At 44.5% G+C, this 15185-nt stretch carries 12 protein-coding genes; 6 read left to right on the top strand and 6 right to left on the bottom strand.

All coding sequences use genetic code 11. From position 1 onward, the window contains the following. Positions 1–212 precede the first annotated feature (212 nt). The gene (locus ACRQQK_RS20325; RefSeq protein WP_457514449.1) at positions 213–2915 is read right to left on the bottom strand and encodes a sugar-binding domain-containing protein; all 2703 of its coding nucleotides are present in this window, start codon (positions 2913–2915) and stop codon (positions 213–215) included. Positions 2916–3268: 353 nt separating this feature from the next. On the opposite strand from ACRQQK_RS20325, the gene ACRQQK_RS20330 reads away from it, so the two are divergent. The 3 genes from ACRQQK_RS20330 to nfsA all read left to right on the top strand — a co-directional run bounded on the left by ACRQQK_RS20330 (position 3269) and on the right by nfsA (position 5378). Then, positions 3269–4189, top strand: coding sequence for a dienelactone hydrolase family protein (locus tag ACRQQK_RS20330; RefSeq protein ID WP_457514451.1), 921 nt, complete (start codon positions 3269–3271; stop codon positions 4187–4189). 122 nt (positions 4190–4311) lie between these two features. After that, on the top strand, positions 4312–4644 hold the full coding sequence (locus tag ACRQQK_RS20335) for a DUF1904 domain-containing protein (protein WP_457514453.1): 333 nt from the start codon (positions 4312–4314) through the stop codon (positions 4642–4644). An 11-nt stretch (positions 4645–4655) separates the two neighbouring features. After that, the gene (gene nfsA, locus ACRQQK_RS20340; RefSeq protein ID WP_457514455.1) at positions 4656–5378 is read left to right on the top strand and encodes an oxygen-insensitive NADPH nitroreductase; all 723 of its coding nucleotides are present in this window, start codon (positions 4656–4658) and stop codon (positions 5376–5378) included. Positions 5379–5446: 68 nt separating this feature from the next. On the opposite strand, the gene ACRQQK_RS20345 is transcribed toward nfsA, so the two are convergent. The 3 genes from ACRQQK_RS20345 to rdgC form a co-directional block, all read right to left on the bottom strand. Further along, positions 5447–5701: a YfhL family 4Fe-4S dicluster ferredoxin gene (locus ACRQQK_RS20345; RefSeq protein WP_457514457.1), complete on the bottom strand. Its 255-nt coding sequence runs from the start codon at positions 5699–5701 to the stop codon at positions 5447–5449. A 2-nt stretch (positions 5702–5703) separates the two neighbouring features. Next, positions 5704–7104: a prephenate-dependent tRNA uridine(34) hydroxylase TrhP gene (gene trhP, locus ACRQQK_RS20350; protein WP_102969662.1), complete on the bottom strand. Its 1401-nt coding sequence runs from the start codon at positions 7102–7104 to the stop codon at positions 5704–5706. 170 nt (positions 7105–7274) lie between these two features. After that, the gene (gene rdgC, locus ACRQQK_RS20355) at positions 7275–8189 is read right to left on the bottom strand and encodes a recombination-associated protein RdgC (protein ID WP_042489601.1); all 915 of its coding nucleotides are present in this window, start codon (positions 8187–8189) and stop codon (positions 7275–7277) included. 245 nt (positions 8190–8434) lie between these two features. Here rdgC and phoB point away from each other — a divergent pair, with 245 nt between their 5' ends. The 3 genes from phoB to ACRQQK_RS20370 all read left to right on the top strand — a co-directional run bounded on the left by phoB (position 8435) and on the right by ACRQQK_RS20370 (position 11442). Next, on the top strand, positions 8435–9124 hold the full coding sequence (gene phoB / locus ACRQQK_RS20360) for a phosphate regulon transcriptional regulator PhoB (RefSeq protein ID WP_042489603.1): 690 nt from the start codon (positions 8435–8437) through the stop codon (positions 9122–9124). Positions 9125–9190: 66 nt separating this feature from the next. Continuing rightward, complete coding sequence (gene phoR, locus ACRQQK_RS20365; protein WP_457514460.1) at positions 9191–10489, top strand: phosphate regulon sensor histidine kinase PhoR; 1299 nt, start codon at positions 9191–9193, stop codon at positions 10487–10489. A gap of 35 nt (positions 10490–10524) precedes the next feature. After that, a complete protein-coding gene (locus ACRQQK_RS20370; protein ID WP_457514661.1) occupies positions 10525–11442 on the top strand; it encodes a PstS family phosphate ABC transporter substrate-binding protein in 918 nt (305 codons plus the stop codon). Between the two features lie 51 nt (positions 11443–11493). Here ACRQQK_RS20370 and ppx read toward each other — a convergent pair whose 3' ends face one another. Further along, a complete protein-coding gene (ppx, locus tag ACRQQK_RS20375; protein WP_457514461.1) occupies positions 11494–12993 on the bottom strand; it encodes an exopolyphosphatase in 1500 nt (499 codons plus the stop codon). 10 nt (positions 12994–13003) lie between these two features. Continuing rightward, positions 13004–15094, bottom strand: coding sequence for a polyphosphate kinase 1 (gene ppk1 / locus ACRQQK_RS20380; protein ID WP_457514463.1), 2091 nt, complete (start codon positions 15092–15094; stop codon positions 13004–13006). Positions 15095–15185 lie beyond the last annotated feature (91 nt).

Here is a 15185-nt window from a genome sequence, read left to right on the forward strand (position 1 = left end):
AATCAGCGCGTGTTGGGAGTTCGAATCTCTCCACCCCTGCCATTATTAGAAGCCTCAGTCGAAAGACTGGGGCTTTTCAACATCTGTCGTCTGGCTGGTTGCTGGAATGTTCAATTGGCAGAGAAGAGGATTCCGCCAACACAAAAAAACTAAGGCCACATAGCTTATTACCGTGTGGCCTTATTATTTTATTAGCGCTAATCAACTAACGCTTATTCAGAGGTTTCTCCGCATTCTGTTTGCTGAGCTTCAACGCCTTTTAGACGCAAAGTCATGTCCTTTAATGCTGTGATTTTTTGCTGCTTAGCTTGAGCAAATTGAGAAGCTTTTTCACGCAGTTCTTTTTCGTCAACAAGCCATTCTCGCTGTTCTTTTGCCAGTAGTTGATGAGTGCTTGGTTTTGAATACAGAACCATTTCATCAGGAATCAATGAATGTACGCCTTCTATGCTAGGTTTGGCTTGTATACGTATTTCTCCTGCTTGTAACGAGGTGCGGATCATTGCTGGTGCTGTTCCCCATTCGACTAATCTTGGATTCGAATTCATGCGCTCTGTCGAAATCAATTCGGCCTCACCCAGTACCGTAAAAGTAATACTGTTTCTTGCTAAGCGTTTGATGTTGCCGCTTTCGTCTGTCACTTCAGCGACTATAGTAACCAACTGAGAACCGTCTGCGATGATAGGTGTGCTGTCATCCAATAAGCGGAGTCGTATACGCGTAGGGCGCCTTGCCGGATATTTAACTTCACGACAAACCATTTCGCCGTCAACTAATCCTTCTGCAATAAGGCAAGCATCCTCAAACAAGTCTGCTCGGTGTTTATCTTTTACCGTCATAAAGTCATAAGCATTTTTAAATTTGGCAGGTTTAAATGGAATGCCTGTGGTGGTGTTTTTGACCGAAACGGTTCCCACTTCAATACCACAGAAAGTTAATCTAACTTGGTCTGCATTACTGCACACGATGACGTCTGAAGAAGAAATAGGCGTCATTTCATGCAGAATCGCAATGTGATAGCCGCTTTCAGCAATAGGGTGTTCCACGAGAGGATTACGTTGGCCGCAGAACAGATCATAAGCGTATTTGGTCTGACGGAATGCATCCATGATACCGCCCCAGAACTGTTCTGGATGATAACCTCGTTGATGGTCAAAGCCATGCCATAGCGTGCCGCCTACATGCTGTCTTGGGGTTTGAAAAAGGGTGTTGATGCTGGTCGCATATTGATGACTGCCATCTCCAGAACCGAGAGCATAGTGCATGGCTTGGATAATTTGAGCTTGTTCCCCCCAACTGCGATGAACGCGGCTGCTTGAATTATGGGAGTTCCAGTCATCCACATTGTCTCCCCATTCTCGGGTAAAGCTAGCCTTGCCTTTGAATAAGTCAAACTTAAACTCGCCTGCTGAGAGTTTGTTACTTCTCATTTGATTCGGGTGGGCATAAACCATATCGGAAAACTGTTGGGCTTCAAGGTAGCTATCTAGAGGTACGATAGCGCCATACGGCTGCTCTTCGTGGACTATATAATAGATATCTTTGAGGAAACTCTCCGGCTGGTGAGTTTCATTAAGAGCGGGTTCGAAAGCCATAATCGATGGATGATTACGATCTCGACGGATCTTCTGTCTGATATTGGATTTTGCTTGCGACACAAACTGCGGAGAATCATTCCAGAATTGCCAACCGATGGAAGGAATAAGAAGCAACATACCAAGTTCATCTGCCGCATCCATGAAAGCCGGAGACTGAGGATAGTGCGCTGTTCTGATGACGCGCATACCTGTATCTCTGAGCTTTTTTACATCATACCAATGTAAGTTGTTGCTCAGAGCTGTACCAACATATGCGTGATACTGGTGACGGTTAACACCAATAAGTTTATCTTCAAATGCTTGTCCGTTGATATATAGGCCATCTTCGCCACGCAATTCGATAGTTCGAATACCAATTCTGATACGGACTTCATCCACTTTTTCTCCTGCCTGATTGAAGAGCGAACACTCTAACCAGTAAAGATGCGGAGAGTCAGGGTGCCAGAGCTTTGGATTTTCAACCGTAATCGACTGTTCTGCATGTAGGTTCTGCTGACTTGTTAGCACAATATCTGCGTTGGTCGATGTAATTTCGCTTCCTTGAGAATCAAATAAGCGGGTGTGCAGAGTCAGGGTGCAATCTTGAACATCTGTATTCGCTAAATGGGATTTAATATTTACAGTGGCACTTTGCAGTGAAACTTTATCGAAATGCACAAATATGCCACCTCCAGCAACTTCATCGACTTGATTGGCATGGGTAATGTAGGTGTGCGCTGTGGTATACAGCCAAACATGTCGGTACATACCACCGACATAGGTGAAATCGAGCTCGGACTGATTTTTACCCGCAGGGAAACTGGAATCATCGCTATTGTCGGCCATTACGCAGATCAGGTTGCTTGAGCCAACGTTTACATATTCGGTGATATCCAAAACCATACCGAGAAAACCTTCGCAATTTTCTCTTACTTTCTGCCCATTGATCCAAATTTGAGATTTGCCCTGAATCGCTTCGAAATTAATGAAAATACGTTTGTGAGAGAAATTATCGGGTAGGTCAAAGTGTTTGCGATACCAGACTTCTCCCTGATAGTTAATACTTCCGCTGGCATCCTCTGGGAGCAATTCAACACAATGCGGAGCATTGATGATTTCCCAGTGGCTGTCATCCAAAGACAGTTCACCCCCTTGAGGATGTGAGCCCTTAAAGAATCGCCAACCAGTACCAAAATTAAACAACTCTCTGGGAGATGATTCGGTGTGAAAGAAACCAGCCGTAGAGAATTGTTGATGGTTGGCACTCACCGTAGGTTTATTGGTTAATGAGCGATGCGATTGGCAAGGTTTGTATTCTGGGGAGTAGAGTTTGGTCATTGATGAAGCCCTAGAGAACGAAAGAGAACAACGCTTATCGACTAAATTACTTTGAAGCGAGGTAAATAGTTCTTAACGGAGCGCTGAAGAAAAAGAAACGGTATTTTATTAATCTTTGACCAATGGACTTAAGGTGCACCAGATGTTATTTCGATGCATTTCATAAAAATAGAGGCTCTTTAATTTTGCTATCGCAGCCAGAGAAAATGGCGAGTTGGAAGAGAATGCCTAAAACCTAATCTCGCGTTTTTAATTGTTACAAATTTGATAAATTTTGTTCTCTTAAGTCGCAGAGCATGGTCTAAGATTTGTTAAGTAAAGGCGAATGATTCGTAATGAACTAAGGACATTTCATGACAGAACGTATTGATACCCTAGCAAGCCAAAACCAACAAACAAGGGAAATACCGCAAGAAGCATTTGACTGGTACGACGAATATGCTCATGGACTGATTGACCGTAGAGAGTTTATGAGACGACTATCTGGGCTCGCAGTATTGGGTTTTAGCATGACAGTACTCACTTCTGCTTTACTACCTAATTACGCTTTGGCAGAACAGGTATCTTTTAACGATGCAAAGATCAAAGCCACTTACGTGGAATTTGATTCTCCAAAAGGACATGGCAAAGGACGAGGCTATTTAGTTATGCCTCGTGAGCTGACAGGAACTGCGCCAGTAGTTTTGGTTGTGCATGAAAACCGAGGTTTGAATCCTTACATTGAAGATGTTGCAAGACGTCTGGCGATGAATGGTTATATCGCATTTGCGCCTGATGCGTTATTCCCTCTCGGTGGTTATCCGGGCAATGACGACGATGGTCGAGCGATGCAAAGCAGTATGGATAAAGCCAAGATTGAAGAAGACTTTATTGCTGCTGCAATGTTTATTAAATCTCATGCCAATAGCTCAGGAAAATTGGGTGCTGTTGGATTCTGTTTTGGTGGCTATGTTGTGAATATGCTTGCTGCCACGATGCCAGACGCTCTGGATGCCGGAGTACCTTTTTACGGAACACCTGCAGCTGAAAGCATTCGTTCCAATGTCAAAGGGCCGTTGTTATTGCAGTTTGCAGAACTTGACCAGCGAGTGAATGCTACATGGCCTGATTATGAAAAAGTGCTGATGGCAAACAAAGTTCCATATACTGCGCACGTATACAAAGGCGTTAATCACGGCTTCCATAACGACTCTACGGGGCGTTATAACGAAGAAGCAGCGGAGTTGGCTTGGGAACGCACTTTGACCTTTTTCGGTGAACATTTAAAAGCATAGTAAATGGAACCAAGTGGCTCTTGTATTGAATGTTAAGACCTGAACTTTGATGCAAGAGCCGTTACTTACTGTCGCTCCCTATTTTTGAAGCTGTTATGATGTTCAAAAAGAAGGAGTAAGTTATGCCACATTTTCGTTTCCGCGCTGTAGAACCTCAAACGGTGCAAAACTTGTCAAAACCTCTCACGGATTCACTTCAGTCTTTGATGAATTCTCCTCGTGAAGATTTCACTTTCGAATATATCTACACCACTTTCTATGCAGAAGGTGAGGTAGCTGCTGCATACCCATTTGTGGAAGTATTGTGGTTTGATCGTGGGCAGGAAGTGCAAGATAAGGTGGCAGCGATTGTGACCGAACAAGTGAAAGGCATTGTTGGTCAGGATTCAAATGTTGCAGTCATCTTCACCGCTCTAAGTCCTACTGGCTACTACGATAATGCTCAGCATTATTAAGGGGTAAGTTGATGAATTCCGTTATTGATACGATTTTAAACCATCGCTCGATACGTGCTTTTAAAGATACTCCGATCACTCAGCAGCAGTTAGATACCATCATTAAGTCTGGTATTGCGGCTTCCAGTTCAAGCTTGCTTCAAGTGGTTTCGATTATTCGCGTAACCGATAAAGAGAAGCGTCAGAAGCTGGCAGAGCTATCTGGCAACCAACATTACGTTGCTCAAGCTGCTGAATTTCTGGTGTTCTGTATCGACTATCAACGTCACTATGAGATGAACCCAAATGTGAAGCCTGAGTTTATGGAACTGACATTGATAGGGGCGGTAGACTCGGGAATCATGGCGCAAAACTGCTTATTGGCAGCCGAATCAATGGGGCTGGGTGGTGTTTACATCGGTGGTCTACGTAATTCACCAAAACAAGTGGATGAGCTACTAGGATTACCGAAATACAGCGCAGTGCTGTTTGGCATGTGTCTGGGTCATCCAGACCAAGATCCTCAACTTAAGCCACGTTTAGGGGCGGATGTGATTGTTCACGAGAACAGTTATCAGCCTTTAAATAAAGAGGCGGTAGCTGAGTATGACCAGACTATGATTGAGTACTATCAAAGTCGTTCGAGCAATGTGAAACAACAAGGTTGGTCGGATCAAATTACCGCTAAGCTGAGTCAGGAATCGAGACCGTATATGCTTGGTTATCTGAATGACAAAGGTCTAGCTCAGAAATAATTGAGATTAGAACGCAACAAAAAGCCCAGTCACTGACTGGGCTTCGTTTTAAAGTGTTTAGAGAGCGATTACGCTAATCCCTGAATAATCACAAACTTCTCAAGCAACTCTTCTTCCGTTTCTACATGCTGCGGATCCGTCACGATACAGTTGGTGATCGGGCATACAGACTGACATGTCGGATTCTCGTAGTGTCCTTTACACTCAGTGCAAAGGTTCGGATTAATCTCATAGATGTTGTCACCCATAGAGATGGCACCGTTAGGACACTCAGGCTCACACATGTCACAGTTAGTGCATTTCTTTGTGATCAATAACGCCATGATTACTTGCCTACTGGGTTACGAGTATCTTGTCCAGCATTCAGGTTACGCATCAGTAGCGCATAGTTAAGATCCATGTCTTGAGGCACAGGGATATAAACAAAGTGACCGTTGCCTTTTGCGTCATCAACTGCTTCTGCTTTACGGTTTTCCATTGCTTCAAGAGTGAATACAACGTTTCCTTTTGGCGTCATCAGTTCTAGGCTGTCACCAAGCATGAATTTGTTCTTAACTTCTACTTCAGCCATATCGCCACGGCGCTTACCGGTAAACTCACCAACGAACTGTTGAGCATCAGACACTGAGTAGCCGTAGTCGTAGTTTTGGTATGCATCGTGAGTGTGACGACGTAGGAAACCTTCTGTGTAGCCACGGTGAGCTAGGCTTTCTAGAGTACCCATTAGGTTCTCATCAAATGGTTTACCCGCAACTGCGTCATCGATCGCTTTACGGTATACCTGAGCAGTACGTGCACAGTAGTAGAAAGACTTAGTACGACCTTCGATCTTCAATGAGTGAACACCCATCTGAGTCAAACGCTCTACGTGTTGAACGGCACGCAGATCTTTTGAGTTCATGATGTAAGTGCCGTGCTCATCTTCGTAAGCCGCCATTTTTTCTTCTGGACGGTGAGCTTCAGAAAGAAGCACAACTTCATCAGAAGGTTTACCTAAACCGAGAGTGTTATCAGGACGCTCTTCCTGAACTTCAATAGCTTGCGCAGCATTTGGATCAAACTCTTCTACGATTTGACCGGCTTCGTCTTCTTTGCCTTTTTCTACTTTGTATTCCCAACGACAAGCGTTAGTACAAGTACCTTGGTTCGGGTCACGTTTATTGATGTAACCTGAAAGTAGGCAGCGGCCAGAATAAGCCATGCAAAGAGCGCCGTGGACGAAAATCTCAATTTCCATTTCAGGGCACTGTTCGCGAATTTCTTCAATTTCTTCTAGAGATAGTTCACGAGAAAGAATGACACGCTCAACGCCTTGCGTTGACCAGAATTTAACTGTTGCCCAGTTAACCGCGTTTGCTTGAACAGAAAGGTGAATAGCCATTTCTGGGAACGCTTCACGAACCATCATGATAAGACCCGGATCAGACATGATTAGAGCATCTGGGCCCATATCAATCACAGGTTTAAGGTCACGGATGAAGGTTTTTAGCTTTGAGTTATGCGGTTGAATGTTGCATACCACGTAGAATTTTTTACCTAGAGCATGGGCTTCGTTAATACCGATCTGTAGGTTTTCGTGGTTGAACTCATTGTTACGTACGCGCAGGCTGTAACGAGGTTGGCCAGCATAAACAGCATCAGCGCCGTATGCGAATGCGTAACGCATGTTCTTAAGGCTACCCGCTGGAGATAATAGCTCTGGTACAAAAGTATTTTCAGTTGTCATTGTTTGTTTCTCAATCTGATCACAAGTCAGGCCAATACCACCTGATGGTATTGGAAGGGGCGCAAATTTTACGTCAAAACGTGAGCTGTGCCTAGTAAAGATTAAGAATATAAGGGGAAGAAAAGTAGGGAAAAACTGACTCCGCGAAGGCAGAGTCAGAAATGAAGAAATTAAGCGTCAGCTTGTGGAAGACCACCAAGCACTTCAAACAGATTTGGTAGAAATGCTGAGAATTCACCGCACAGTAGAGATAAGTCAGCATCTAGGCGAGCTGCTTGATCTTCACGAGGAATATCTTCGTTTTGATCTTTGAGTTCATCGCTGTACTGAATTCGTTTAATGCTGCAATCTTCCGCCAACACAAAGCTCAAACGATCTTGCCAGCTTAAGGCGAGTTTAGTGACCACTTTGTTCGCCTGAATATGGCTAAGGATTTCATCGCTGGTCAGCTCTTGTTTCTTACAACGAATTACTGCGCCGTCATCTAAGAAAGATTTCAGTTCGGCTTCATCAAGCAACTGGAAACCCTGCGGCAAATTGCCGTCTTTGACCCACTCAGTCAGAGTTGTTTCTACTGCCACTTCAGGAATAGCCGGTACTACAGGCAAGCTGCCCATACTCTTACGTAGTAATGCCAGCACATCTTCCGCTTTCTTATAGCTGCTTGCGTCAACCAGAATCAGGCCTTCTTTTGGCATGATCAGAACGTAAGTTAGATGGCTGCGGCTAAAGGCACGAGGAAGAAGATCAACAATGATGTCATCTTTGATGTTGTCTTTTTCTGTTTTCTTCAGCGGACGACCTTCTTCCGCTTCCATCAATGCGACTTTCTCGTTAAGAGAGTCTTTAATCACTGAAGCGGGTAGCATTTTTTCTTCTTTCTTGGCGCAGATGAGAATGCGGTCTTCGCTAACGTGAGTCATCATGTCGCCGTGTTTGCCCAGTGCGTGAACCCAGCCAAATTTTTGTTTGTCTTGGCTGCCACATGGCGTGAAACGGAACTCTGCCAGTTGTTTTTCTAGCTGATCGGCGTTGAAATTGACTTCGCGATTAACACGATAAGCCATACAGTTTTTAAACCACATATCTTTTCTTTTCCTTGTTCGAAAGGCCAACATGATAGGGGATTTTCCCGTCTATGTCTTAGGCGAAACACAAAAATTATCAACTTGTGCCAAGTAATATAAAACCATGAACAAGATAAGAAACTTATATTAAAAATTGTTTGCAATAGTCACAAAAGTGTCATATTCATTTTTCATAATGCATATGCTCAAGTGACTTCAAGATGCTTGGTTATACTGTTAATTAAAATAAAGGTTATTCAAATATGTCTAGAAGGATTCTAGTTGTTGAAGACGAAGCGCCAATCCGAGAGATGCTTTGCTTTGTTCTTGAACAGAAAGGCTACCAAGCAGTGGAAGCAGAAGATTACGACACTGCGGTAGAGAAGTTAGCTGAACCCTTCCCTGATCTTGTTCTACTTGATTGGATGCTACCTGGTGGTAGTGGCATTAACTTTATCAAACACATGAAGCGTGAAGAGCTGACTCGTAATATTCCGGTTGTTATGCTGACTGCTCGTGGTGAAGAAGAAGATAAAGTTCGCGGATTAGAAGTGGGTGCTGATGACTACATCACTAAACCTTTCTCACCTAAAGAACTTGTCGCTCGCTTGAAGGCGGTGATCCGCCGAGTCACACCAACAGCATTGGAAGAGTTGATCGATGTGCAAGGTTTGAAGTTAGACCCTGTTTCACACCGAGTGACAGCCAACGATGTCCCGCTAGATATGGGGCCAACTGAGTTTAAAATGCTGCACTTCTTTATGACTCACCAAGAGCGAGTGTACAGTCGTGAGCAACTATTGAATAACGTATGGGGTACCAATGTGTATGTGGAAGATCGTACCGTTGATGTGCACATTCGTCGATTGCGCAAAGCCCTTGAAGATGCCGGGCACGATAAGTTGATACAAACGGTTCGTGGTGCTGGCTACCGCTTCTCAACGAAAGCGTAAAGAGTTAGGCTCATAAGCGCCAGCCTTGAAAATAAAAGGCTTAAAAAGGATCAAGTTCGAGAGATTATGGTTGAACGATTGACTTGGAAAAAGCTGGCTTGGGAGCTGGCTTTTTTTTACCTTCCATGGATAGTGGTTGGATGGATTTTTGGATATATGCCGTGGTTGCTACTGGCAGCAACGGCGATTCAGCTTGTCTGGCATCTGCATAACCAGTTGCGCTTATCGGCATGGTTATGGGATGAGAAACGCCTGACCCCACCTTCTGGTTCTGGCAACTGGGAGTCTTTGTTTAACGGTATTTACCGACTACAACAACGCCAACGCAAAAAACGCAAAGAGCTGACTAACCTGATTCGTCGTTTCCGCAACGGTGCAGAATCATTACCTGATGCGGTGGTGGTTTTTCGTAGCGAAGGAAACATCGTATGGTGTAACCGCTTAGCTCAACACCTGCTCGGCTTTCGCTGGCCTGACGATTCTGGTCAGCCGATTTCCAATTTGATTCGTACGCCGGATTTCATCAAGTATCTGCAAAAAGATGACTTTTCCGAGCCTCTGGAAATGCGCTCACCACTCAACGTAGAACGTATGCTCGAACTGCGTATAGTGCCTTATACCGAAGGTGAGCATTTGATGGTGGTTCGTGATGTCACTCAGCTTAAACAGCTAGAAGGTATGCGCCGTAACTTCTTTGCCAACGTTTCTCATGAGCTACGCACACCAATGACAGTGCTACAGGGCTATTTGGAAATGACCGAAGACCCAGAAGTCTTGTCTGGGCCGATGTGGGGCAAGGCGCATGGCGTGATGACTGAGCAGCTCAACCGCATGAACAGTTTGGTCAATCAGCTTCTGACTCTGTCGAAAATCGAAGCTGCACCGATGCACGAGCTTGAAGAAGTGGTTAATGTACCTAGCATGCTGGAAATTCTGGAAAAAGAAGCCATCAGTCTCAGCGGTAGTGACGAACACAAGCTCACTTTTGAAGTAGATAAGAAGCTTAAAGTTCTGGCGGACGAAGATCAGTTGCGCAGTGCGATCTCTAACCTTGTCTACAATGCGGTGAAATATACGCCTCCGGGTGCTGAAATTTATGTCCGTTGGTATCAAAACGCGCAAGGTGCTTGTTTGGAAGTCGAAGATAAGGGCGATGGCATTGAGCCACAGCACTTACATCGTTTAACTGAACGTTTTTACCGCGTAGACAAAGCTCGTTCTCGTGATACTGGTGGTAGTGGCCTTGGTTTGGCTATTGTAAAACACGCACTATCACATCATGATTCGCACCTTGATATCGCAAGTGAAGTAGGCAAGGGAAGTAAGTTCTCTTTTGTTCTGCCTAAACGTTTGGTCGTACGATGATAAAACTCAGTCAGTGTTGTATTGCTGCATCGTTAATGCTTGCTCAGATGGCTTATGCGGTTGAGAAGTTACAGGACTATACCAAAACATCGGGTGTTGCTGGCAGTTTGTTGTCGGTAGGCTCAGACACACTTGCAGGTATGACAACACTGTGGGTCGAAGAATTTCAAACGCTCTATCCGAACGTCGATTCTCAGGTGCAGGCATCCGGCTCAGCTACTGCTCCTCCAGCGTTAACCGAGGGCACTGCGCAATTTGGCCCGATGAGCCGACCAATGCGTATGAGAGAGATTGAAGCCTTCGAGCGCGCTTACGGCTACAAACCCACAGAGTTGCGCGTCGCGATTGATGCCATTGGCGTATTTGTCCATCGAGATAACCCGATTGAAGGGCTGAACTTCAACCAGCTAGACAGCATTTTCTCGGAAACACTGCGTTGCGGAGCGGCCAAGTCTTCACAAACTTGGCAAGATCTGGGTTTGAGCTATGACTGGGCAAAGCGTGGCATACAGATGTTTGGACGCAATTCAGTATCCGGTACTTATGGTTACTTTAAACAGAATGCGCTTTGCGGCGGTGACTTCAAACGCAATGTGAACGAACAACCGGGATCGGCTTCGGTGGTTCAGTCGGTGGCATCATCAATTAACACCATTGGCTATTCTGGTGTCGGCTATCAGGTATCGGGCGTGAAACTTCTGCCGATTGCCAAATCTGGTACCGATTATGTATTGCCGACCCACGAGAATATCCTTTCCGGTCAGTATCCACTTTCACGTTATCTGTTTGTTTATGTGAATAAAAATCCGTTGCGTGATTTAACGCCGATTCAACGGGAATTCATCCGCTTTATCTTCTCCAAACAAGGGCAAAGCCTAGTAGCAAAAGATGGTTATGTGCCGATTTCCGCTGAAATCGCCAGTCAAGAACTGCAAAAAGTAGGGATTGAGTAACGGACAAAAAAGCCTCGTCGAAATGCGAGGCTTTTTAATGAACGGGTAAAATTAGAACTTAAGATCCCAACCGACGGCACGCCAGTACTCTTGTTCTGTGAGTAAATCGGCATGCAGCAGTTTGTTGTTTTCCAGCCAGTCTTTATCAACACAGCTTAAAGTCCATTCATCATCTTTGGCACTTAAGGTGAGTTCTGGTAATGCATCATCATTACGTTGTCCGTTGACTAAAATAGCCAGACGTAAAACGCGGATCAGACCAGTAATGTGTTTCTTCTTAAACAAAGAGAAGTCTGTCATTTCATTGAGCTTTAACGCTTTGCGTTGGAAACGAACCAAGGTTGAAAGCACCAGTTGTTGTTCACTGTTAAAGCCCGGCATGTTGGTATGACGCAGGATATAAGCAGAGTGACGATGGAATGCTTGTAAGCTGATGCTCAAACCTACTTCGTGCAGCAATGCGCTCCATTCCAGTAGATCAAACAATTCGCTGCCTGCTTTTAAGCCGAGTTCAGAGGATACGTTGTCGAGAAAATCGCGTGCGTAGCCTTTTACCTGAGCGGCATGTTCAAGGTCTACTAAGTGTTTAGCCGCAAGATTCTCTGTGGTGCGTAGACGAATATCAGAATATTTAAAGCGATCTTCCATTTCGTAAAGCAGACCTTCACGTAATGCACCGTCGGAAAAGTGCATCTCCTTGATATGAAGATCTTTAAATATCGCAGACAGAATCGCCACACCCGCCGCAAATACCGGCTTGCGATCATCAGTCAGCGTCGGCAATTCAATATCGTCAATCTTGTTCCATTCGCACAACTTGTCGATTAACTTGTTTAATCGATCTGGAGTGATAATGCCGTCTTCGTCGCCCAAACCGATAAGAACTTCGTGAATTGCTTTGATGGTACCTGAAGAACCAAACGCACTTTGCCAGCCTTTTTTACGATACTTAGAAGCCATAGACTCAAGTTTCTGCTCGGCTGCTAAGATGGCTTGCGCAAAGTTTTTCTTCGACAGTTTGCCATTGGCAAAATGCTGGTGGGTGTAACTCACACAGCCCATCTGTTTACTATTGACCAGCTCAGCTTCAAAGCCTTTGCCTATGATCATTTCGGTACTGCCACCGCCGATATCCACCACCAGCATCGAATCAGATTGAGGCTGAGTGTGAGCAACACCGAGATAAATCAGACGAGCTTCTTCACTACCGGGAATGATCTCGATAGGAAAAGGCATCACTTCACGAGCGCGCTGGATAAAAATGTGTGCGTTGTTGGCGCGGCGTAGCGTGTGGGTAGCTGCAATGCGAACATTCTCAGGTTCAAAGCCCTGAATTCGTTCTGCGAACATGGCTAAACACTCAAGACCGCGTTCAATTGACGGATTATCAAGATTACCGAGAGAATCCAACCCAGATGCTAAACGAACCCTCTGTTTATGACGGCTGATAAGTTGTAAATCTTGATCGACGACTTTAGCAACGACCATATGGAAACTGTTGGAGCCTAAATCAATGGCGGCAATTTCACGGCTTGAAATGGGTTGGTTCATAGGCGGTAACTTACTCTTGATGGGCGCTAGCCCCTTGTTTACGTGTCTGCTTTTCTACATTTTTAAGATAGTCATAAATCGCTATTTGAGAACGTATTTTTTTACGATTGCCACGTTTCACATAGCTGTTACTCATCTCTTTATCTATAACACGCGCTTTTACAGTATCTGTAAACTGAATGTTTAATATATCGATGATTTTTTTCTTCAAACGCTCATCACGAATAGGCGCGGTAACTTCGATGCGGTAATCGATGTTACGTGTCATCCAGTCTGCGGAAGAGATATAGATTTGTGGGTCGCCATCATTGTGGGTCATAAACACGCGCGGATGCTCTAAGAAACGGTCAACGATACTGATCACTTCAATATTGTCACTTACCCCTTCAACACCTGGAACCAGTGAACACATCCCTCGGATGATCATTCTGATTTTTACTCCGGCTGCACTGGCGCCATAAAGTTTGTTAATCAAACCTTTATCGACAAGGTTGTTCAGTTTAATGGTGATAGCCGCTTTTTTACCTGCTTTGGCATTAGCTATTTCGCTGTCTATCAAACGATATAAGCGGGTTCGTGAGTTTCGCGGTGAGACAATTAAATGGTTAAATTTAACCGGACGGAATGGGTTTTCAATATAGTTGAAAACACTGCGAACTTCCGTTGTCAACTCCTCATCGGCAGTCAGTAGAGAGAAGTCGGTATAAATACGGGCTGTTTTCTCGTGGAAGTTACCTGTACCGATATGCGCGTAACGAACAAAGTTATCGTCTTCTTTACGTGTGATAAGTAATAACTTGGCATGAATCTTCATACCCGGCGCGCCAAAGATAACGTGTACGCCAGCTTCGGTGAGAATTCGAGACCATTCAATATTGGCTTCTTCGTCAAAACGCGCTTGCAGTTCAACCACCACAACCACTCGTTTACCGTTATGGACAGCATCGATTAATGAGTTCATCAAGCGTGAATCTTTTGCTACGCGATAAACGTTAATTTTGATACTGATGACTTTTGGGTCAAAAGACGCTTGTCTCACAAACTCGGTAATGTGGTCAAAACTGTGATATGGATAGTGAAGCAAAATGTCTTTGGCTTTGATTGCTTCAAACGAGTTAGGGTAACCATCAAAATCAGCGCAACTTAGCGGTGGTAACGGTCTGTTTTCCAAGTAATCACGGCCAAAGTTTGGAAAACCAATAAAGTCTTTAAAATTGTGATAGCGACTGCCTGGCAACAAGCTGTCATAGTGGGAAATTTTCAGCTTATCGCATAAGAATCGCAGCATGGCTTCTGGCATTTCACGTTCATAAACAAAGCGAACGGGCATCGCGGTAATACGCTGGCTCAAACTTTCAGACATCTGCTCCAATAAGCTGTATTCAACTTCGTGGCCTAAGTCGTATTCGGCATCACGGGTCATTTTCATTGAGTAGCCCGCGATACTGTCGTAATCGAAAAAGCCTTGGAAAATACTCTCAAGACAGTAACGAATAATGTTGTCGAGCAAGATAATGGTTTTACGACGTTTGCCTTTTTGTTCTGGCACCATGACAAAGCGAGGTAGGTGATCGGTTGGGATTTCGATTAGCGCGTATTGGCAGTGGTCACCTTTTTTCAACTCAACGGTGATATAGGCGTACTCGTCTTTTAGGAACTGAAGAACGTCAATGTCGTCACGCATCAACAGGGGAGTGATATGAGGAAGTACTTCTTTCTGGAAGTACTTGGTTATCCACCGTTGCTGAGCTTCATCAAGTTGGGTCTCATTAACCAAAAAAATACGTCGTCTTGCCATTTCTAAGATCAGATCGCTGTAGAGCTGATCAAAATCTTGGTTGAGTTTGTAAGCTTTGGTTTGCATTTGCGATAGCAGATGTTTGGATTCATCGCTGCCACCACGTTCGCGGTTAATGAGGATCATGCGTTTCACATCCGCAAATCGCACCTTATAAAATTCATCTAAGTTGTTGGAAAAAATGCCTAAAAATCGAATGCGTTCGATAAGGGGTACGGTTTTATCAGCGGCTTCTTGTAATACGCGTTCGTTAAATGAAAGCCAACTCAGTTCCTTGTCGATATACAGCTTATCCGTACTCATGATACACCTACTGACTAGTTCTTTGACGTTGATAACAGTGGTCGTTAACTATGGTAGCTAACTCATGCAAAATATTGCTCCAATGTGACAT

The sequence above is a fragment of the Vibrio sp. C8 genome, from assembly GCF_054051265.1.